This window comes from Pseudomonas sp. LBUM1670, from assembly GCF_059695695.1.
Genome location: NZ_CP166783.1, coordinates 2341586 through 2361185, shown reverse-complemented (window position 1 = coordinate 2361185; position 19600 = coordinate 2341586). Strand labels below are relative to the sequence as shown.

General features: G+C 60.1%; 16 protein-coding genes and 3 pseudogenes. 11 read left to right on the top strand and 8 right to left on the bottom strand.

Annotated elements, in window-relative coordinates; translation table 11 throughout:
* Positions 1 to 3: 3 nt before the first annotated feature.
* The 3 genes from ACA073_RS10745 to ACA073_RS10735 all read right to left on the bottom strand — a co-directional run bounded on the left by ACA073_RS10745 (position 4) and on the right by ACA073_RS10735 (position 2993).
* Entirely contained in the window at positions 4 to 720 is a 717-nt protein-coding gene (locus tag ACA073_RS10745) for an alpha/beta hydrolase (RefSeq protein ID WP_497403291.1), read from the bottom strand.
* Between the two features lie 178 nt (positions 721 to 898).
* Positions 899 to 2011, bottom strand: a complete 1113-nt coding sequence (locus ACA073_RS10740; protein WP_497403289.1) for a M14 family metallopeptidase — start codon at positions 2009 to 2011, stop codon at positions 899 to 901.
* A gap of 202 nt (positions 2012 to 2213) precedes the next feature.
* Positions 2214 to 2993 carry an ABC transporter substrate-binding protein gene (locus ACA073_RS10735; protein ID WP_497403287.1) on the bottom strand — a complete coding sequence of 260 codons (780 nt, stop codon included), beginning with the start codon at positions 2991 to 2993 and terminating at the stop codon, positions 2214 to 2216.
* A 174-nt stretch (positions 2994 to 3167) separates the two neighbouring features.
* On the opposite strand from ACA073_RS10735, the gene ACA073_RS10730 reads away from it, so the two are divergent.
* Positions 3168 to 3800, top strand: a complete 633-nt coding sequence (locus tag ACA073_RS10730) for a type 1 glutamine amidotransferase (protein WP_497404046.1) — start codon at positions 3168 to 3170, stop codon at positions 3798 to 3800.
* 97 nt (positions 3801 to 3897) lie between these two features.
* Here ACA073_RS10730 and ACA073_RS10725 read toward each other — a convergent pair whose 3' ends face one another.
* Positions 3898 to 4332 (bottom strand): rhodanese-like domain-containing protein, encoded by a 435-nt coding sequence (locus ACA073_RS10725; protein WP_497403285.1) that lies wholly within the window; start codon positions 4330 to 4332, stop codon positions 3898 to 3900.
* Positions 4333 to 4433: 101 nt separating this feature from the next.
* On the opposite strand from ACA073_RS10725, the gene ftrA reads away from it, so the two are divergent.
* Positions 4434 to 5408 carry a transcriptional regulator FtrA gene (ftrA, locus tag ACA073_RS10720; protein WP_497403283.1) on the top strand — a complete coding sequence of 325 codons (975 nt, stop codon included), beginning with the start codon at positions 4434 to 4436 and terminating at the stop codon, positions 5406 to 5408.
* Between the two features lie 108 nt (positions 5409 to 5516).
* On the opposite strand, the gene cobF is transcribed toward ftrA, so the two are convergent.
* Positions 5517 to 6272, bottom strand: coding sequence for a precorrin-6A synthase (deacetylating) (cobF, locus tag ACA073_RS10715; RefSeq protein ID WP_497403281.1), 756 nt, complete (start codon positions 6270 to 6272; stop codon positions 5517 to 5519).
* Positions 6269 to 6835: a histidine phosphatase family protein gene (locus tag ACA073_RS10710; protein WP_497403279.1), complete on the bottom strand. Its 567-nt coding sequence runs from the start codon at positions 6833 to 6835 to the stop codon at positions 6269 to 6271. The genes cobF and ACA073_RS10710 overlap by 4 nt, the downstream gene beginning before the upstream one ends.
* A 527-nt stretch (positions 6836 to 7362) precedes the next feature.
* Here ACA073_RS10710 and ACA073_RS10705 point away from each other — a divergent pair.
* From ACA073_RS10705 to ACA073_RS10695, 3 genes are all read left to right on the top strand, one after another.
* Entirely contained in the window at positions 7363 to 8379 is a 1017-nt protein-coding gene (locus tag ACA073_RS10705; protein ID WP_497403277.1) for an arginine N-succinyltransferase, read from the top strand.
* 55 nt (positions 8380 to 8434) lie between these two features.
* Positions 8435 to 9469: an arginine N-succinyltransferase gene (astA, locus tag ACA073_RS10700; RefSeq protein WP_497403275.1), complete on the top strand. Its 1035-nt coding sequence runs from the start codon at positions 8435 to 8437 to the stop codon at positions 9467 to 9469.
* A 154-nt stretch (positions 9470 to 9623) separates the two neighbouring features.
* Entirely contained in the window at positions 9624 to 10493 is an 870-nt protein-coding gene (locus tag ACA073_RS10695) for an isocitrate lyase/PEP mutase family protein (RefSeq protein ID WP_497403273.1), read from the top strand.
* A 312-nt stretch (positions 10494 to 10805) separates the two neighbouring features.
* On the opposite strand, the pseudogene ACA073_RS10690 reads toward ACA073_RS10695, so the two are convergent.
* Positions 10806 to 10907: pseudogene (locus tag ACA073_RS10690) on the bottom strand (diguanylate cyclase); the annotation flags it as partial.
* Between the two features lie 97 nt (positions 10908 to 11004).
* Between ACA073_RS10690 and ACA073_RS10685 the strand changes: the two are divergent.
* The 3 genes from ACA073_RS10685 (at position 11005) to hglS (ending at position 14930) form a co-directional block, all read left to right on the top strand.
* Positions 11005 to 12459 (top strand): flavin-containing monooxygenase, encoded by a 1455-nt coding sequence (locus ACA073_RS10685; RefSeq protein ID WP_497403271.1) that lies wholly within the window; start codon positions 11005 to 11007, stop codon positions 12457 to 12459.
* Between the two features lie 22 nt (positions 12460 to 12481).
* On the top strand, positions 12482 to 13423 hold the full coding sequence (locus ACA073_RS10680) for an alpha/beta fold hydrolase (RefSeq protein WP_497403269.1): 942 nt from the start codon (positions 12482 to 12484) through the stop codon (positions 13421 to 13423).
* Positions 13424 to 13547: 124 nt separating this feature from the next.
* Positions 13548 to 14930 carry a 2-oxoadipate dioxygenase/decarboxylase HglS gene (gene hglS / locus ACA073_RS10675; protein ID WP_497403267.1) on the top strand — a complete coding sequence of 461 codons (1383 nt, stop codon included), beginning with the start codon at positions 13548 to 13550 and terminating at the stop codon, positions 14928 to 14930.
* A 178-nt stretch (positions 14931 to 15108) separates the two neighbouring features.
* Here hglS and ACA073_RS10670 read toward each other — a convergent pair whose 3' ends face one another.
* Positions 15109 to 15786, bottom strand: coding sequence for a type 1 glutamine amidotransferase domain-containing protein (locus ACA073_RS10670; RefSeq protein WP_497403265.1), 678 nt, complete (start codon positions 15784 to 15786; stop codon positions 15109 to 15111).
* A gap of 411 nt (positions 15787 to 16197) precedes the next feature.
* On the opposite strand from ACA073_RS10670, the gene ACA073_RS10665 reads away from it, so the two are divergent.
* The 3 genes and pseudogenes from ACA073_RS10665 to ACA073_RS10655 form a co-directional block, all read left to right on the top strand.
* Positions 16198 to 16713, top strand: a complete 516-nt coding sequence (locus ACA073_RS10665; RefSeq protein ID WP_007948242.1) for an Hcp family type VI secretion system effector — start codon at positions 16198 to 16200, stop codon at positions 16711 to 16713.
* Positions 16714 to 16845: 132 nt separating this feature from the next.
* Positions 16846 to 18870: pseudogene (locus ACA073_RS10660) on the top strand (type VI secretion system Vgr family protein); the annotation flags it as partial.
* Positions 18857 to 19580, top strand: a pseudogene (locus ACA073_RS10655) (RHS repeat domain-containing protein); the annotation flags it as partial. The pseudogenes ACA073_RS10660 and ACA073_RS10655, both read left to right, overlap by 14 nt.
* Between the last annotated feature and the right edge of the window lie 20 nt (positions 19581 to 19600).

Here is a 19600-nt window from a genome sequence, read left to right as displayed (position 1 = left end):
GGCTCAGGGGTTGAGACGCTGCAACCAGGCACTCAAGTCCTGCATTTCGGTGGCACTGATGCTGTGGCCGACGCCTGGGTAGGCATGAAACTCCGGCTTGAGTGACAGGCTCTGCAACAGGCTGTCAGCCTCGGTGCCGTCGTTGAAGGGAAGGCGTTTGTCCGCCGTGCCGTGCCCAATGAAAATCGCCAGTGGCTGGCGCTTTTCATCCGGTTTGAGCTCGGACTTGAGCACCGGCAGAATTCGCCCGCTCAACGCGGCAATCCCGCCCACGGCCTCGGGATGACGTAACGCGACCTCGTAAGACATGATCGCGCCCTGGCTGAAGCCCACCAGGAAAACCTTGTTCGGTTCTGTGTGATATTTCTTCGCAGCCTGTGCGACGAAATCCAGCAACAGCTGACCGCTGGACTTCAGATCATCCGTCTCGCCGTTGTAGGCACCTTCTCCCTTTTTGCGAAACCACTGATAACTGCCCTCTTCCATCACGATCGGCGAGCGCACCGACAGGTAGTTGTAGCGGGTCGGTAGCTCATCCTTGATGTCGAACAGGTCCTGTTCGTTACTGCCATAGCCGTGGAGGAAAATCACCAGAGGCTGATTCACGGATTCGGGGTTGGCCTGTTCCAGGTACTTGAGCGGCAGATCGGTGTGCAGCGGGGTTTGAGCGTGGACGGCGGCGGACGCCAGGAGTGTCAGCAGAGCGAGAACCTTCAACATAAACCTTCCTTCACAAGTGCAGGATTCGGGGCAGAGCCTAACACCGTGAAGCCAGCGGGTATATTTTCGGTGCTAGCTGATGCCGCCTTCGCGAGCAAGCCCGCTCCCACCTTTGGAATGCGTTCCCCCTGTGGGAGCGGGCTTGATCGCGAAGAGGCCCTACGAGGCACCAAATACGTCAGTCGTTAATCAACTTCCCGACCCGAATCGGCTCGCGCCCGGCGACCTTCGCCTGCCATGTACCGGGTTGCGTATAGCGCCCACGATCAATCGCAAACAACACCCCACTGGTCCCGGCACGCACGGTAGTCACCCGATCATTCAACGGATCAACCACTTCAAACAGCGCGTCACCCTGCTCCACCCACTCACCGGCCTCCCGCAGGAAACTGACCACGCCATGATGCGGCGCAAACAGATACTCCGTGCCTTCGAACGGCATGCCTTCACAACATTCACCCGGTGCCGCCGGCCAGGTGCCTTTGATGAAACCCTGCTCGGCGAGGAACCCGAGAATGGCCTCGCAATTGGCCTGGGCCTGATCGACGCGGGTATCCCCCATGCTGCCCAATTCCAGGGTTGTCGCCAGGTTGGCCGGTGGAATCGCCGCCCCGGGGAAAGCCCTGGCCAGTCGCAACCACGGCGAAGAACAGGATTCATCGAATGAACTGCCGCCAGAATCTTCACACAACAACGCGACTCCCGCCTTCAAGCGCGCCGCCAGGGGCTGCCATTGCGGCCAGTGTTGCGGCAAGGCATAAATATGAATGGCCGCCTCGAAATCGCAATGCAGGTCGAGGGTGATGTCGGCGTCACAGGCGTGGCGCAGCAGCAAGCGGTGCATGGCTTCCAGTTGCGACTTGGGTGCAGGCAAATCGTCGAGCACCTGGCCCATGGTCTGACGAATCAACGCAATGTTGGCCTGGGCATCGGCGCCCAACTGATCACCGATCAGCTCACCGACCGGCGCGCTCAGTTCAACGAACGAGCGGTTGAAATTCTTGCCGCTGCCGAGTTCGAAACGGCCCATGTGGCTGCCTTGCAGGTGCTGATCCAGACCGATGGGATTGGCCACCGGCACCAGTTCGATCACGCCTTGCAACTGGCCCTGGGTTTCGAGTTCGGTCAGGCGTTTCTTCAGTTCCCAGGCCGTGCGCATCCCTGGCAGTTCATCCGCGTGCAGGCTGGCCTGGATATAGACCTTGCGTGTGCCCGCGCCATAACGAAACACGCTGAGGGTGCGTTCGGTGCCCAGGTGGCTCCAGGGCAGTGGGTGGTCGATGCGTTGCATGGGAACTCCAATATAAGCGGCACTGAGATCACCTGTGGGAGCGGGCTTGCTCGCGAAGAGGCCAGCACTTTCAACATTGATGTTGCCTGAAACAACGCCTTCGCGAGCAAGCCCGCTCCCACAGGGGATCGCGGCCTGACTAGGAAAAACACAAAAAAAATGGCAACCGCATTCACGGTTGCCACTTTTTTGTACCGCTCGATTACTCGCCGTAAACGTCAAAATTGAAGTACTTGTCCTGCACTTGCTTGTACTTGCCGTTGGCGCGGATTTCAGTGATGGCGGTGTTGAATTTGTCCGCCAGCTCTTTATCACCCTTGCGCACAGCAATACCGGCGCCGCCGCCGAAGTACTTGGCGTCTTCGTAGGTCGGGCCGACAAACGCGAAGCCTTTACCGGCGTCGGTTTTCAGGAAACCGTCGTCGAGGTTGACCGAGTCCGCCAGCATCGCGTCGAGGCGGCCAGAGACCATGTCCAGGTTGGCTTCCTGCTGCGAGCCGTAACGCACCAGGATAATGCCGGCCGGCTGCAACACTTCAGTGGCGAAGCGGTCGTGGGTACTGGCGCGCAGTACACCGACTTTCTTGCCCTTGAGCTCGGTCAGCGGATCTTTCACGTCGCTGCCTTCCTTCATCACGAAGCGCGCCGGGGTGTGGTAGTACTTGACGGTGAAATCGACGTTTTTCTTGCGGTCGTCGGTGATGGTCATGGACGACAGGATCGCGTCGATTTTCTTGACCTTCAGAGCCGGGATCAGGCCGTCGAACTCTTGCTCGACCCAAGTACATTTCACTTTCATCTGCTCGCACAGCGCGTCGCCGATATCGACGTCGAAACCGGTAAGTTTGCCGTCAGGGGTCTTCATCGAGAATGGCGGGTAACCGGCTTCGATACCGATGCGGATCGGCTTGGCGTCATCGGCCACAGCCGTCAGGGACAACATCGACAGTGCCAGGGCACCAAACATCACTAGCTTCTTCATTTATAACTCCTGTGTGCGGAGGCTTTTATTGGCAGCGTTCGATTGGTAGCTTTCGGTCAGAGCTTTATTTATTGGAGAAGACCGAAGTGGCGGGCAGTCTAGAGCGGCTTCAGGCGTGCAAATTGTGCATATGCGACAAATACTTATAAAAAGGCGAGCTGAATGAACGATGAGATGCGCAGGTTGAACCTGATCCAGCACCACCCTGCCGAAGGTCCGGGCGCGATTGCCGAGTGGGCTGAGTCGCGGGGATTGGCGTTGATTGTCTTTCGCGCCGACCTTGGCCAGTTACCGCCAGTGAGTGCGCAACCGGCGATTTTGTTGGGCGGGCCTTATGAGTCCAACGCTGGGCCGGCATGGCTGGAGGCCGAACGGCAGTGGCTGGCGGGCAGCCTGGATCAAGGCGCGGCGGTGTTTGCGATCTGTCTGGGGGCGCAGTTGTTGGCGCTGGGGCTGGGCGGAAATGTGCGGCGGATGGACCGGACTGAAACCGGCTGGACGCCTGTGCGTTTTGCCGATGGTCAGGTATTGAAGGTGCTGGAATGGCACGAAGACGCCATCGACCTGCCACCCGGCGCGCAGTTGCTGGCCAGCAGCGATCAGTGCGAGCAGCAGATGTATTGCGTCGGCTCTGCGCGGGTGGGTTTGCAGTTTCACCCCGAATGGAATGCAGAATCGGTGGCAACGCTTAATGCCCACTTTGCCGATGAGTCGCCGTTGCCGCGGGGTGAACCGGACAGCGCCGCCCATGCAGCCGTTTTTGAATGGTTGCAGGCGACGCTGGATCAGTGGTGGACGGCGGCCTAAGGGTCAAGATCAAAAGATCGCAGCCTGCGGCAGCTCCTACAGGAGAATGCGTTGCCCATGTAGGAGCTGCCGCAGGCTGCGATCTTTTTTTGCTACGTCAGCATTCGCAGCCGATTGCGGTCGCGGCAGGCCGTTGCACCTGCGTGCTCAACTCAAGCCCTTCATCCAGCCACCCGGTCACCCCGCCGATCATCTCCTTGACCGGGTAACCCAGCGCCGCCAGTTTCACCGCGGCCTTGTTGGCACCGTTGCAGTGTGGCCCCGCGCAATACACCACGAACAGCGTGGATTTCCCATAACCCGCCAACCCTTCAGCGGTCAGCAGTCGCCCCGGCAAATTGATTGCGCCCGGCACATGGCCGCGCTCAAACGCCAGCGGACCGCGCACGTCCACCAGGACAAAATCCACGTCCCCCGCCTGCTGGCTGCCATAGACGTCGGAACAGTCGGTTTCAAAGGTCAGGCGATTGCTGAAATGCATCAGGGCAATGGCCGATGGTGCGGCGGGAACATTGCGGACCAGGCTGGTCATGGGTCGTACTCCAGAGTCTCGGTGGGTGTGAGAAGACTTTATTCGCCAGTCGCCAACAGCTAAAGTGGCGCACAAGACACTCACCGGGAACTTTCCGCCAAATGCAACCCACCCCTGGATTGGTCGCGATTCTGGCCTACGACGGCCTGTGCACTTTCGAGTTCGGCATCGCCGTGGAGATCTTCGGCCTGTCGCGACCGGAGTTCGATTTCCCCTGGTACGAACACCGGATCGCCGCCGTCGATCAGGGCCCGATGCGTGCCATGGGCGGCATTCAGGTGCTGGCCGATGGCGGCATGGAACTGCTCGGCGACGCCCGAACCATCATCATTCCCGGCTGGCGCGATCGCAGCGCCCCGGTGCCCGAAGCGTTGATCGCGGCCCTGCGCCAGGCCCATGCGCGGGGCGCGCGATTGCTGTCGATCTGCTCCGGCGTGTTCGTGCTGGCGGCGACCGGCTTGCTCGACGGTCACGGTGCCACCACGCACTGGCGCTACACCACGGAACTGGCCGAGCGATTCCCGAACATTCTGGTGGACCCGGACGTGCTTTACGTCGACTCGGGCCAACTGATTACCTCGGCGGGCAGCGCTGCCGGTATCGACGCCTGCCTGCACTTGGTGGCGCGGGATTTCGGCACGCAAGTGGCCAATTCCGTGGCGCGGCGGCTGGTGATGTCACCGCAACGCACCGGCGGCCAGGCGCAGTTCATTCCGACGCCGGTCAGTCCTACGCCGCGCAGCGATCTTTCACGCGTGATGCAGTGGGCTCGGGAGCGCTTGCATGAACCCCTGGAGGTTCGCGAACTGGCCAGCGAAGCGGCCATGAGTGAACGAACGTTCCTGCGCCGGTTTACTGAGGCCACTGGCATGCCGCCCAAGGCGTGGTTGCAGCATGAGCGCCTGGCGCGGGCTCGGGAGTTGCTGGAAAGCACCGGCCAGAACACCGACCGGATTGCCGAGCATTGCGGTTATCGCTCGGTGGAAAGTTTTCGGGTGGCGTTTCGCAACGTGGTCGGCGTGCCGCCGTCGGTGTATCGGGAGCGGTTTGGGCGGGGGATCAAAGCGAATTCTTGAGGCGCGGTTGAGGGACCCTTCGCGAGCAAGCCCGCTCCCACAGTTGAAATGTATTCCCCTGTGGGAGCGGGCTTGCTCGCGAAGGCGTCAGCCCAGACACCGATGCACTCAAGACTTTCGCAACAAATAGGTATCCATAATCCACCCATTGGCCAACCGCGCCGCCTTGCGCACCCGCTCGATCTCATCCGCCACGTCCTTGAGCTTGCCGCTGATGAGGATTTCATCCGGCGTTCCCAAGTAAGCGCCCCAGTAGATCTCTGTCTCCTGATCCGCCACCTGATGGTAGGAATCTTCCGCGTCGAGCATCACCACCAGGCTGTCGGCATCACTCACCTGCCCCGCCGCCAACCGCCGGCCGGTGGTGATCTCAATCGAACGACCGATACGGTTCAGCGGCACCTTGTGCTGCGCCGCCAACGCCTGAACGCTGGTGATGCCGGGGATCACGTCAAACTCGAAAACACATCGGCCCGACACCAGAATCGCCTGCAGGATTCGAATGGTGCTGTCATACAACGCCGGATCGCCCCACACCAGGAATCCGCCGCACTGGCCGTCGGACATTTCCTCATCGATCAGTCGCTCGAAGGTCAACTGCTTGGCAAGGTTCAGATCTTCCACACTGGCCTTGTAGTCCACATCACCGCGTTCACGCTCCGGGCTGTGCGCTTCAACGAAACGGTAATCGTGGTCGCTGATGTAGCGTTCACAAATCTCGCGACGCAGGTCGATCAGCTTGTCCTTGCTCTGGCCTTTGTCCATCAGGAAAAACACATCGACCCGGTTCAGCGCCTTCACGGCCTGCATCGTGATGTAGTCGGGGTTGCCGGCACCGATGCCGATGACCATCAGTTTTTTCATTGACAGGTTCCCTCACCCGACAGACGCAAGCGCCAGCAACCGTTGAACCGCAACTCGATGGCTGACAGCGGTTCTACGTCGACCCGATTAAACGACGGGCTTTGCAACACCTGGGTCAACGCCGCGCGAATGACAAATGGATGGGTGATGGCAACGATGTGCCCCGGCGTTGCTTCCAGTGTCGCGAGCCATGCGGCCACCCGCGCACCGAGTTGTGCCACCGACTCGCCACCGTGAGGCGCCGAATGCGGATCATCGAGCCAGGCCTGCAGCGTCTGCGGTTCGGATTTCTGCAGGTCGTCGATTCGCACGCCGCTCCAGCGCCCGAAATCGCAATCCCTCAGTGCCTCGACAATCGCCACATCGCTGCCGAACAACCCGGCGGTCTGCCGGGTTCGCAGTTCCGGACCGCTGAACAGACGCGGCGTCCCCTTGAACCGGGAACGAAGGGAACCCTGTGCCGATTGCCAATCCATCTCCACAGGCTCGTCCGTAGGAAAGCGCGCCAATTTCTGTGCGACGGTTCGAGCGTGGCACATCAGGGTCAAACGGGTTGCCTGCACGGAAGATCACTCGGTTGAAGGAAGAGAAAACGGCATCCATGCGCAATTGTGCCGTAAGAAATGCGATCGAGGGCGTTTCATTACGCCGATCCTCCGTAAAAAACAGCTATCTCTGACAACACTGTCAGCGAGGGCCTACAAGGCTGATCGACATCCGTGTAGCCCCCGACCTACGGGCACTTCGCCCCGTATTGGGGCTGGACAGGACCGCGCAAAAATTCACTAGACATGTGGCGCGGGTTAAATAAATACTGCTGTAACGGATTATGAAATGTAAACAACACGCCCCATCCAGCAGGAGCCCGGATGCCCTCTCCCAGCGACATGAACCATCGCCTTCGTTACCAAACCCCCGACCGGTCTCTCGATACATGGGACGCCGAAACAGTGCTGTCCCGAATAACGGCTGACTAGAAAAAGAGCGGCGCTGGCAAGCCATCAAGCGACCGCCGATTAAACGCGTGGAAACCGACAGTGATAGTCAGGTTCGTGCCAATCGCCGAACCCTTTGATACAGGAGTGCATCCATGCTGGTCTTACGCCCAGTGGAGTTAACCGACCTGCCGCAGTTGCAGCGACTGGCGCGCGAAAGCCTGGTCGGCGTCACGTCCTTGCCGGACGATACCGAACGCTTGCGCGAGCGGATTCTCGACTCCTGCGCCTCATTCGATAAAGACGTCCGGGGTCATGGCCCGGAAAACTACTTCTTCGTGCTGGAGGACCTGACGAACCAACGCCTGACAGGTTGCTCGGAGATCCTCGCCACGGCCGGTTTCGACGAACCGTTCTACAGTCTGCGCAACCGCCATTTCACCAGCGCCTCGCGGGAACTGAACATCGAGCACGGCGTGCCGGCGCTGTCGGTGTGTCATGACCTCAGTGGCCATACCTTGCTGCGCGGTTTTCACATTGATGCGGCACTTGTGCGCACGCCGTCCTCCGAACTGCTGTCACGGGCGCGACTGATGTTCATTGCCGCTCATGCGCAGCGCTTTGCCGAAGCGGTGATCACCGAGATCGTCGGCTACAGCGACGATGAAGGCGGATCACCCTTTTGGGATGCGCTGGGCAAACACTTCTTCGACCTGCCCTACGCCGAGGCCGAGCGCCTTTGCGGCCTGGAGAGCCGGACGTTCCTGGCCGAACTGATGCCGCAATACCCGATCTACGTGCCGATGCTGCCCCAAGCGGCGCAGGACTGCATCGGCCGCATCCACCCCGATGGCCAGGAGGCCTTCGATATCCTTGAACGCGAGGGTTTCGAGACCAACAGCTACATCGACCTGTTCGACGGCGGCCCGACCTTGCACTCGCGCCTCGCCAGCATCCGTTCCATAGCGCAAAGCCAGACCGGCACAGCAACAACGGGCGACGTCATCGATGCTCGCGGTCGCTACCTGGTGAGCAACGATTCGTTGAAGGACTATCGCGCCATCGTCGCCGACCTGGACTACACCGCCGGACACCCCGTGACCCTGAGCGCCGAGATGTGCACGGCCCTGAACGTAAGCGAAGGCAGCCCGATCCGGTTGATCGCCCTGTGAGCATTATCCGGCCCCAGGCCCAACGACCGCGCCAGCCCGTAGAAGGAACTGCATCATGATTGTCCGTCCGGTTCACGTCACCGACCTGCCCGCCCTGCTGGCACTGGTACGGCAGGCCGGCCCGGGGTTTACCACCCTGCCCGCCAACGAGGAACGCCTGGCCCACCGGCTGCGCTGGGCGCAACGGACCTTCGCCGAACAGGTCGAACGGGCCGACGCCGACTACCTGTTCGTGCTCGAAGACGACGACCAGCAAGTGGTGGGGGTCAGTGCCCTGACGGGGGCCGTCGGGCTGCGCGAGCCCTGGTACAACTATCGGGTCGGGCTGACAGTCAGTTCGTCACCGGACCTGGGCATCCAGCGACAGATTCCAACGCTGTTTCTGAACAATGAAATGACCGGGCAATCGGAGATCTGCTCATTGTTCCTGCGACACGATCAACGCCAGGGCAGCAATGGCCGATTGCTGTCGCTGGGTCGCTTGTTGTTTGTGGCCGAATTTGCCCACCTGTTCGGCGAGAAGCTCATCGCAGAATTGCGTGGCAGCGCCGATGAGCAAGGCTGTTCACCGTTCTGGGACAGCCTGGGCCGACACTTTTTCAAAATGGATTTCAGCCACGCCGATCACTTGTCGGGGCTCGGCAGCAAAGCGTTCATCGCCGAACTGATGCCACGCCAACCTCTTTACACCTGCCTGCTCACCGAACAGGCCCAGGCAGTGATCGGCAAGGCTCACCCCAACACCGAGCCGGCGTTGAAAATCCTCACGGCCGAAGGTTTCACCCACAACGGCTACATCGACATCTTCGACGCCGGCCCGGTCATCGAGGCACCGCTGTCGAAAATCCGTACCGTGCGCGACAGCCAGGCGCTGGTGCTGGACATCGGCACTCCGGACGATCAGGCTCCGGTCTGGCTGATCCATAACCGCCGACTGGAAAACTGCCGCGTCACCGCCGCCCCGGCGAGGCGGGTGGGCAATAGCCTGATCGTCGATCGGCTCACCGCCAAACGCCTGCAACTGCAACCCGGCGACTCGGTACGCGCAGTGCCACTGCTCAATCAACAGCAGCAGGCTGTGGCGGCCTGAAAAACTTCCCCCCCGGCCTACCGGATTGGTTTCGATCAGGACCGTCCAGCAAATTCGTCATCATTCTCCCCCCTGTTGCGTGATAGCCTTTTATTCCTTCGGCGTTGACACTCTTGCTCAAGCCCTTCCATTTCTTTGTATTGGTGGAACTCATATGTCCAGGCTTTCCCATCAGGATTTGCGCCGTAACTTCCGTGAACTGTTCGCTTCCAACAAGTGCTATCACACGGCATCGGTCTTCGACCCGATGTCGGCACGCATCGCGGCGGACCTGGGTTTTGAAGTGGGGATTCTGGGTGGTTCGGTTGCCTCGTTGCAGGTACTGGGCGCCCCCGACTTCGCCCTGATCACCCTCAGCGAATTCGCCGAACAGGCCACCCGTATCGGCCGCGTCGCCCAATTGCCGGTCATTGCCGACGCCGATCACGGCTATGGCAACGCATTGAACGTCATGCGCACCATCGTCGAGCTCGAACGCGCCGGCGTGGCTGCCCTGACCATCGAAGACACGCTGTTGCCCGCGCAATTCGGCCGTAAGTCCACCGACCTGATCGGCGTCGCCGAAGGTGTCGGCAAGATTCGCGCGGCGCTGGAAGCCCGGGTCGATACGGAGATGGCAATCGTTGCTCGCACCAATGCCGGGATTCTGCCGGTGCAGGAAGTCATCAGCCGCACCCGGCAGTACCAGAAAGCCGGTGCTGACGGGATTTGCATGGTGGGTGTGCGTGACTTCGATCACCTGGAACAGATTGCCGAACACCTGAGCGTGCCGCTGATGCTGGTCACCTACGGCAACCCGCTGCTGCGCGACGACAATCGCCTGGCCGAACTGGGCGTGCGCGTTACCATCGACGGGCATGGCGCGTACTTCGCGGCGATCAAGGCGACTTACGACAGCCTGCGGGAACAGCGGCAGATCTTCACTCAGGCGTCGGATCTGAACGCGACTGAACTGACGCATACGTACACGCAACCTGAGGAATATATTCGTTGGGCGGAAGAGTTCATGAGCGTCAAGGAATGAGCTCCCTCTGACTTCGGCTTCTGAAGCGACCTGTGATCCGGCCGGTAGACGCAATATGTCTTCTTCACTAAGCCTGATCATTCATGCGCCGCCAACGACCAGTGCTCAGGCAAAATCATCCGTGCTCGGCGGCGGCGCCTTCCTTGAACACCGCGTCCATGCGCGCAAATTCGACACATACAAACCTGATTCACCGAAGATCCCCTGTGGGAGCGGGCTTGCTCGCGAAGGCGGTGTGTCATGCGAAGTAATGTTGAATGACACGGCCCCTTCGCGAGCAAGCCCGCTCCCACAAGGGATTTGTGCAGGCTTTCAGACTGTATCAAGCAACTCATGGCGGGGCTGGCCGTCCGCACAACAGATCACGCGATTGCGGCCAGCAGTCTTGGCTTCGCAGAGCGGCTGATTGAGATCGCCGCACCGCTCACGCTTGCAAAGGCGAAAGCATTGCCGCGCAGTTTGGCTATACATGAAGAAGGGGTTCAACACATAACGATAAAAAAGGCGGCCCATGCAGACTTTTCAGGTGTTGATCATCGGCAGCGGTTTTGGCGGACAGTGCGCGGCGATCAATTTGCTCAAGGCCGGCATCGATGATTTTCGGCTGCTGGAGCGGCGAAACTTCTTCGGTGGCACCTGGTGCCAGAACACTTACCCCGGTGCGGCCGTCGATGTGCCCTCGCCGCTTTATTCGCTGTCTTTCGCCCCCTACCGCTGGACACAAATGTACGCCGAACAGGCCGAACTGCACCGCTACACGCAATACGTGGTGGAGCAATTCGGCCTGCGCGACCGAGTGGAACTGGAAGCGAACGTCGAACGCATCGAATGGGACGACGACGCCAAGCGCTGGGCCGTGCACACCGCGAGCAAAGGCACGTTTTACGCCCGATTCCTGATCAATGCCACGGGGCCGCTGAGCCAACCCGTCATCCCGCATTTCGAGGGCCAGGAGCGCTTTCAGGGCAAGACTTTTCACACCAACAACTGGGATCACGCCTACGACTATCGGCAAAAACGCGTCGCCATCGTCGGCAGTGGCGCCAGCGCGGCCCAGGTGATTCCGGCCATTGCGCCGGACGTCGAGCATTTGCACGTGTTCCAGCGCACGCCCCATTGGGTGTTGCCACGGGCCGATCGCGCCTTCGGCCCCTTCCAGCGCTGGTTGCTCGGCCTCAAACCGGCCTACAAACTGCTGCGCTGGATGATTTACTGGCAATTCGAAACCCGGGTGATTGCCTTCAAATACTCGAAACCGGCGATCCGCATGGTCCAGCAACACGCCCTGCGCTTCATCAAACGCCAAGTCCCCGACCCGGAACTCAGGCGAAAACTGACACCGGACTACGCCATCGGCTGCAAACGGGTCATCGTTTCAAGCACCCTGTACCCGGCACTCGGTCGCAGCAATGTGACGTTGCACAGCCGCGAACAGGGCATCGCGTCCATTGATGAAACCGGCATCGTCACGCGGGACGGGCAACACATCGACCTGGACCTGATCGTCTGGTCCACCGGTTACGACGCCACCGACGGGGTGATTTCCTACCCGGTCAGCGGAAAAAACGGCAAGCAACTCAGGGAATTCTGGGCGACCTACCCACGCGCCTACCTCGGTACCAGTCTGCCGGACTTCCCCAACCTGTTTATTGTCACCGGGCCCAACACCGGCATCGGCCACACTTCGGCGCTGTTCATCATCGAATCCCAGATGAACTACATTCTCGATTGCATTCGCACGCTCAAAGAACAGGGTTTGCGCAGCATCGAAGTTCGCCCTGAGGCAGAACGTACCTACACTGAAATGATCCACCAGGAAATGGAACGCACGGTGTGGAAATCCGGAGGCTGCCACAGTTGGTATCAAAGCAAGAGTGGTCATGTGATTGCCATGTTTCCCGGGTTCAGTTTCAGCTACCACCGATTGACCCGGACACTGAAACCCGCCGATCACATCTTGTCCTGATCAGAGAGAAGGGAGACGCCTGATGCTTTTGTTGGTTGTCGCAATCGCGGTTTTCGTGGCCTGGAGCTGGTTGAGCTACCCGGCCATCGGTCACTGGCTCTATGACTTGAACATGGCGGCCGAAGCCAAGCTGTATCGGCTGCACAAGATTGTCGTGCCGATTGCCGAAATGACCGTCTCGACCTGGCAAGGCGGGCCGTACGAAGCGTCGAGCAGCGTGCTGATGCTTCACGGCTACAGCGCCGACAAGAACATCTGGCTGCGCTTCGCCCGGCATTTTGTCGGCACGTACCGGGTGATCATCCCCGACATCGCCGGGCATGGCGAAACCGGCTTCAAGGCCGGCGGCGGTTACGACATTCCTTTGCAGGCGAAGCGGATGATCCAGTTGCTCGATGTCTGCGGCGTCGAGAAGGTGCATGTGATCGGCAACTCGATGGGCGGCTACATGGCGGCGTGGCTCGCGGCGACTTACCCGGACCGCATCGCGTCGCTTGCCCTGATCGACCCGGCGGGCGTCACCGCCCCCGAAATCAGTGACCTGGAGCGCCACTTGGCTAAAGGCCACAACCCGTTCCTGATTAACTCCCGTGAAGAATTCCGGCGCTTCTACGCCATGACCATGGCCGAACCGCCATGGGTACCCGGCGTGGTGCTGGACGCCATCGCCCAGCGTTACGAACAGTCCCGGGATGAGCTGGAAGAAATCTTCAGTGACTTCCGTGCCAGCCCGCCGATGGAGCCGAAACTGCCCGACATCAAGTGCCCGGCGCTATTGCTGTGGGGGCGCAAGGACCGCTTGATCGACGTCAGCAGCGTAGCGATCTGGAGCAAAGGCATCGAAGACCTGCGGGTGGAGATCTGGGAAGGTGTCGGCCATATGCCGATGGTCGAAGCACCGGCGGGCACGGCACGGCTGTATCGTGAGTTTTTGGCATCCCAGCGCACTCAACTGCATGTGTAGCGCAAGGCTGCTGCTACAGCAGTCCTTTGCAGAATGAAGTCCGTAAGATTCTTCGTTTGTCGGCGCCGCTGAAGGCTGCGATCTTTTCTCCCATCCTTCACGTCACCGCGCCTGGAATTTTTTCATGAGCCACCCAAGCTTTGTCAGCCCTGACCTGATCCGCCAACGCTTCTCCAAAGCGATGTCCGACATGTACCGCGAAGAAGTGCCGCTGTACGGCGCGCTGATGGAACTGGTGGAACAGACCAACCGCCGTGTGCTGGACAGCGAACCGCAGATCGCCCGACAGCTGAACAACACGGGCGAAATCCAGCGTCTGGACCTGGAACGCCATGGCGCCATCCGCGTCGGCACTGCCGCTGAACTGGCGACCCTCGCCCGGCTGTTCGCGGTGATGGGCATGCAGCCCGTTGGCTATTACGATTTGACCCCGGCCGGCGTCCCGGTACATTCCACCGCATTCCGCGCAGTGCATGAGGCCGCGTTGCAGGTCAGCCCGTTTCGGGTGTTCACCTCGCTGCTGCGTCTGGAACTGATCGAAGACCCGCAACTGCGCACCTTTGCGCAATCGGTGCTGGATAAACGCTCGATCTTCACGCCGACTGCACTGACCCTCATCGAACGCGCTGAATCCGAGGGAGGCCTCACCGAACAGGAGGCGCAGGACTTCGTTCTGCAGGCGCTGGAAACTTTCCGCTGGCACCACAGCGCCACCGTCACCGCCGAGCAATACCAGAAACTCAGCGCCCAGCATCGCCTGATTGCCGACGTTGTGGCGTTCAAGGGTCCGCACATCAACCACCTGACACCGCGCACCCTGGACATCGACATTGTGCAAGCGCAAATGCCGGCCCACGGCATCACCCCCAAAGCGGTGATCGAAGGCCCGCCCCGCCGTCAGTGTCCGATCCTGTTGCGCCAGACCAGTTTCAAGGCGCTGGACGAACCGGTCGCTTTCACCGATCAAGCTGAAAGTCACGGCAGCCACAGCGCCCGTTTTGGTGAAATCGAACAGCGCGGCGCCGCGCTCACCCCCAAAGGTCGGGCGCTTTATGACCGTTTGCTCAACGCCGCCCGTGACGAACTCAAGGACTTTCCCAACGAAGCCAACGCCGCACGCTACAACGCGCTGATGACGCAGCACTTTCGCGAATTCCCTGACACCCTTGAAGGCATGCGCCGACAGGAACTGGCGTACTTTCGCTATTTCGTCACGGAAAAAGGCCAGGGGGCGGAAGCGCTTAAATCTTCGTCGCTGGAAGATCTGCTCGTCGGCGGTTATTTGCGGGTAGAACCGCTGGTGTACGAAGATTTCCTGCCGGTCAGTGCGGCGGGGATTTTTCAGTCAAACCTTGGGGATGCGGCGCAAACCCACTATGGCGAGCATTCGAACCAGCAAGCGTTCGAGAAAGCGCTGGGGCGCCGGACCATTGATGAGTTGGGGTTGTATGCCGAGACGCAGCGGCGCTCGATCGAGGAATGCTTTGCCACGCTGAATTCAAAATGACCCCCGCCCCTTCAACGCACACCGACCTGTAGGAGCGAGCTTGCTCGCGATGGTCGTTAACGATGACGCGTACTTTCTGATTAGCGCGGCGCTCGTGAGTCCATCGCGAGCAAGCTCGCTCCTACAATTTCCTTGACTGACTGGCATTACAGCAAGCCCGGCTCCTACAGGTTTTTATTTATTTCAACTTCGCCAACAGCGCTTCAGCCGTGGCCTCGGACGACGCCGGATTCTGACCGGTCAGCAGCACACCATCCGTCACCACATAACTCGCCCAGTCATCACCCTTGGAATAAATCCCGCCCTTCTCCTTCAGCATGTCCTCGACCAGAAACGGCACAACGTCCGTCAGTTGCACCGCCTCTTCCTCGGAGTTGGTGAACCCCGTCACCCGCTTGCCCTTGACCAGCGGCTGACCGTCGGCCCCCTTGACGTGACGCAACACACCCGGCGCGTGACAGACCGCCGCAACCGGTTTGCCTGCCTCGTGCAGCGCTTCGATCAACGCGATCGAATTCTTGTCTTCGGCCAGGTCCCACAGCGGGCCATGGCCGCCCGGGTAGAAAACCGCATCGTAATCTTCGGACCTCACACTGCTCAGCAGCGCGGTCGACGCCAATGCCGACTGGGCCGCGGAGTCTTTGCGGAAGCGATCAGTGGCCGCAGTTTGCGCGTCCGGTTCGTCGCTCTTCGGGTCCAATGGGGGTTGTCCGCCCTTGGGTGAAACCAGCGTCAGCTGAGCGCCGGCGTCTTTGAAAGCGAAATACGGTGCGGCGAATTCTTCCAGCCAGAAGCCGGTTTTCTTACCTGTATCGCCCAATTGATCGTGGGACGTCAGAACCATCAGGATTTTCATGTCGCACTCCTTGAATTCGGGAAATGTTCGGTCACCCTCGGCGCTGAGTTTGACCATCAGGCTGCGCAGTTCGTTGCACCTTTCACGATTGGGCTCTTCGGGATGGCCAACTGCCTTGATGCGCAAGAAGTTGCGCAATCGATCCGGCCAAACACGCTGTTTCAGCGCTGAGCACCCGACTTTTCAGGCCTTCCAGCCCAGTGCGCAAAAAGTTGCGCAGTGCTGCGCAAGTTCTTGCGCACATTCCGGGGTGAACGTTGCCGGCCATCTTTCCAGCGACCAAAAATTCACTGCAAAGCCATGATTTTTATGGCTTTAAGCGTTTCTGGCACAGACCTTGATAACAGTCATGCACCCACCGGGCGATATCGCCTCCCGGGCACCCTCACTTATTCAGCAAGGAGAGCATCCATGGCAACACCAGCGTACATGTCCGTCACTGGCGAAAAACAAGGTCTGATCACCGCCGGCGCCTTCACCGCCGACTCGGTTGGCAACACCTACCAGGAAGGTCACGAAGACCAGGTCATGGTTCAGGCTTTCAGCCACGACGTGATCATCCCGCGTGACCCGCAGTCCGGCCAACCAACCGGTCAGCGCGTGCACAAGCCAGTCGTGATCACCAAGGTCTACGACAAGTCTTCGCCACTGTTGCAGGCAGCTCTGACTTCCGGCGAGCGCATGAGCGAAATCGTTATCCAGTGGTATCGCACCTCGGCTCAAGGTACCCAAGAGCACTACTACACCACCAAACTGGAAGACGCGATCATCGTCGCCATCAACAACAAAATGCACAACTGCCAGGATCCGTCGAACTCGCACTTCACGCACCTGGAAGAAGTGCAATTCACCTACCGCAAAATCACCTGGACCCACGAAGTATCCGGTACTTCGGGTTCCGATGACTGGCGTCTGCCGGTGGCCTGATCCAGGTCGACCGTCTAAAGCATCGGCCAGCTCTGCTGGTCGATGTTGTTTACGCCCTTCCAGAATTTTCGCGTCCGCAAGCGCCCTGCCCGGGTGCCGGCGAACGCCGCAGCACTGCACGAGGAACAAGGGATGTTCGCGCCGGCCAATCAGACTCACTTTGCCCTGACCATCGAAGGTCTTTCCAACGACTTCCAGGTCTTGTCCCTGCAAGGTCGGGAAGCCATCAGCCAACCTTTTGTGTTCGAGGTGGAACTGGTCAGCGAAAAGCCGTCCCTGGACCTCGAAAGCCTGCTGCACAAACCGGCCTTTTTGCAGCTCTCGCCTGACGGCAGCGGCATTCATGGCCAGATCTACCGTGCCGCCCAGGGTGATTCCGGCAAACGCCTGACCCGCTACGCGGTGACCCTGCGCCCGCAACTGTCCTACCTCGCGCATCGCATCAACCAACGCATCTTCCAGAACCTCACGGTGCCTAAAATCATCGGACTGGTCCTCGAAGAACACGGCATCCAGAGCAATGCCTACGAATTCAAGGTCGGGGCGATTTATCCCGAGCGCATCTACTGCGTTCAGTACGACGAATCGGACCTGCAATTCATCCAGCGCCTGTGCGAGGAAGAAGGTATCCACTACCACTTCGAGCACAGCGCCACCGCCCACAAACTGGTGTTCGGTGATGACCAGACGGTGTTCCCGAAACTCGCGCCCGTGCCCTATCAGCAAGACTCCGGCATGGTCGCCAACAACCCGGTGATCAAGCGCTTCGACCTGCGCCTGGAAACCCGCACCAGCCGCATTACCCGCCGCGACTACGACTTCGAAAAACCGCGCATCACCCTCGAAAGTGAAAACCGCGGCGACGCCCTGCCCGACCTCGAAGACTACGACTACCCCGGTCGCTTCATGGACCGCGAACGCGGCAAGCACCTGGCCAAACGCGCCCTCGAACGTCACCGCAGCGACTTTCAACTGGCCGAAGGCAAAAGCGATCAGCCGTTGCTGGTCAGCGGCCACTTCCTGGCCCTGACCCAACACCCAAAAGCCAAATGGAACGACCTGTGGCTGCTGACCGAAGTCCTGCACGAAGGCAAACAGCCGCAAGTGCTGGAAGAGTCGGTCACCAGCAGCACCACTAATCTGAAAGACGATTTCCATCAGGGTTATCGCAACCGCTTCCAGGCCACGCCGTGGGACGTGCCGAATCGTCCGCCGCTGACACAGAAAAAACCGCGCATCCTCGGCAGCCAGAGCGCTGTGGTCACCGGCCCCAAAGGTGAAGAAATTCACTGCGACCAGTACGGCCGCGTCAAAGTGCAATTCCACTGGGACCGCGAAGGTCAGGCCGACGACAAGACCAGCTGCTGGCTGCGCGTCTCCTCCGCCTGGGCCGGGGCGCACTACGGCGGCATCGCCATCCCGCGAATCGGCATGGAAGTGCTCGTCAGCTTCCTCGAAGGCGACCCCGACCAGCCGCTGATCAGCGGCTGCCTGTACCACAAGGAAAACGTCGTCCCGTACGCCCTCCCGGCGAACAAGACCCGCACCACTTTCAAAACCCTCAGCTCACCGGGCGGCGCAGGCTTCAACGAACTGCGCATCGAAGACAAGAAAGGCCAGGAACAGATCTTCCTCCACGCCCAGCGCGACTGGGACGAAAACGTCGAGCACGACCAGAAAATCCGCGTCGGCAACGAACGCCACGACACCGTGGAGAAGAACAGCTACAGCGAATTCAAGGCCGAAGAACACCACACCGTTTATGAAGACCGCAAGGTCGAAGCCCGCGCCAACGACCACCTGACCGTGGGGGTTAACCAGCACATCAAGATCGGCACCGGGCAATTCATCGATGCGGGGCAGGAAATCCACCTGAGCAGCGGCATGAAAGTGGTGCTGGAGGCAGGGAGCGAACTGACCCTCAAGGGCGGCGGCAGCTTCATCAAGATCGACGCCAGCGGCGTCACCCTCAGCGGCCCGGTCATCAACATGAACTCCGGTGGCAGCCCCGGCAGCGGCACTGGCGCAGCGCCACTGATGCCCGGCGTGCTGAAACAGGCGGATGCCAACAAGGCCGGCGCGGTCCTGACCCCGGCGCAGATCAATACGCTGAAACGCAATGCACCGTTTTGTGAAGAGTGCGAAAGGCGACCAGACGACTGCGAACCTGGCCAACGTCAAAGGCAATCGCCTGCTGATGCAGGGGGACCGCCACTACGACTACGACGCCCACGGCAACCTGATTCGCGAACGTCGCGGCGCCGGGCAGAAACTCGTCACCGAGTATCGTTACGACTGCCAACATCGCCTGATCGGCGTCAGCCTCCCCGGAGGCAGCATCGCAAGCTACAAGTACGACGCCTTCGGCCGACGCATCGCCAAAACCTTCGATGGCCACACCACCGAATTCCTGTGGCAAGGCGAACGTCTCATCGCCGAAAGCGCCGACAACCGATATCGCAGCTACATCTACGAACCGGGCACCTTCCGCCCGCTGGCGATGCTCGATGGCGAAGGCCCGCTGAACGCTACGCCGTTCTACTACCAACTCGACCACCTCGGCACGCCGCAGGAACTCACCGACTACAGTGGCGAGATCATGTGGTCGGCGAAATACCGCGCCTACGGCAACCTCGCCAAACTCGACATTGCCGAAATCGACAACCCGCTGCGCTTTCAGGGGCAGTACTTCGATGCGGAAACGGGCTTACATTACAACCGGCATCGCTACTACAATCCGGGCACTGGACGGTTTCTGACACCGGATCCGATCAAGCTTGCGGGTGGGTTGAACAACTACCAGTACGTACCTAACCCTACGGGGTGGGTGGATCCGTTGGGGTTGGATACGTGTCCAGGAGGAGATGGATGCAAACCTCCAAATCCG

Excerpts from the sequence above, each read along its gene's own strand:
- ACA073_RS10745 (WP_497403291.1), bottom strand. The coding sequence starts at position 720 with ATGTTGAAGGTTCTCGCTCTGCTGACACTCCTGGCGTCCGCCGCCGTC.
- ACA073_RS10735 (WP_497403287.1), bottom strand. The coding sequence starts at position 2,993 with ATGAAGAAGCTAGTGATGTTTGGTGCCCTGGCACTGTCGATGTTGTCC.
- ACA073_RS10685 (WP_497403271.1), top strand. The coding sequence starts at position 11,005 with ATGCAGACTTTTCAGGTGTTGATCATCGGCAGCGGTTTTGGCGGACAG.
- astA (WP_497403275.1), top strand. The coding sequence starts at position 8,435 with ATGATTGTCCGTCCGGTTCACGTCACCGACCTGCCCGCCCTGCTGGCA.
- cobF (WP_497403281.1), bottom strand. The coding sequence starts at position 6,272 with ATGAAAAAACTGATGGTCATCGGCATCGGTGCCGGCAACCCCGACTAC.
- ACA073_RS10740 (WP_497403289.1), bottom strand. The coding sequence starts at position 2,011 with ATGCAACGCATCGACCACCCACTGCCCTGGAGCCACCTGGGCACCGAA.
- ACA073_RS10670 (WP_497403265.1), bottom strand. The coding sequence starts at position 15,786 with ATGAAAATCCTGATGGTTCTGACGTCCCACGATCAATTGGGCGATACA.
- ACA073_RS10665 (WP_007948242.1), top strand. The coding sequence starts at position 16,198 with ATGGCAACACCAGCGTACATGTCCGTCACTGGCGAAAAACAAGGTCTG.
- hglS (WP_497403267.1), top strand. The coding sequence starts at position 13,548 with ATGAGCCACCCAAGCTTTGTCAGCCCTGACCTGATCCGCCAACGCTTC.
- ACA073_RS10680 (WP_497403269.1), top strand. The coding sequence starts at position 12,482 with ATGCTTTTGTTGGTTGTCGCAATCGCGGTTTTCGTGGCCTGGAGCTGG.
- ACA073_RS10705 (WP_497403277.1), top strand. The coding sequence starts at position 7,363 with ATGCTGGTCTTACGCCCAGTGGAGTTAACCGACCTGCCGCAGTTGCAG.
- ACA073_RS10695 (WP_497403273.1), top strand. The coding sequence starts at position 9,624 with ATGTCCAGGCTTTCCCATCAGGATTTGCGCCGTAACTTCCGTGAACTG.
- ACA073_RS10730 (WP_497404046.1), top strand. The coding sequence starts at position 3,168 with ATGCGCAGGTTGAACCTGATCCAGCACCACCCTGCCGAAGGTCCGGGC.
- ACA073_RS10725 (WP_497403285.1), bottom strand. The coding sequence starts at position 4,332 with ATGACCAGCCTGGTCCGCAATGTTCCCGCCGCACCATCGGCCATTGCC.
- ftrA (WP_497403283.1), top strand. The coding sequence starts at position 4,434 with ATGCAACCCACCCCTGGATTGGTCGCGATTCTGGCCTACGACGGCCTG.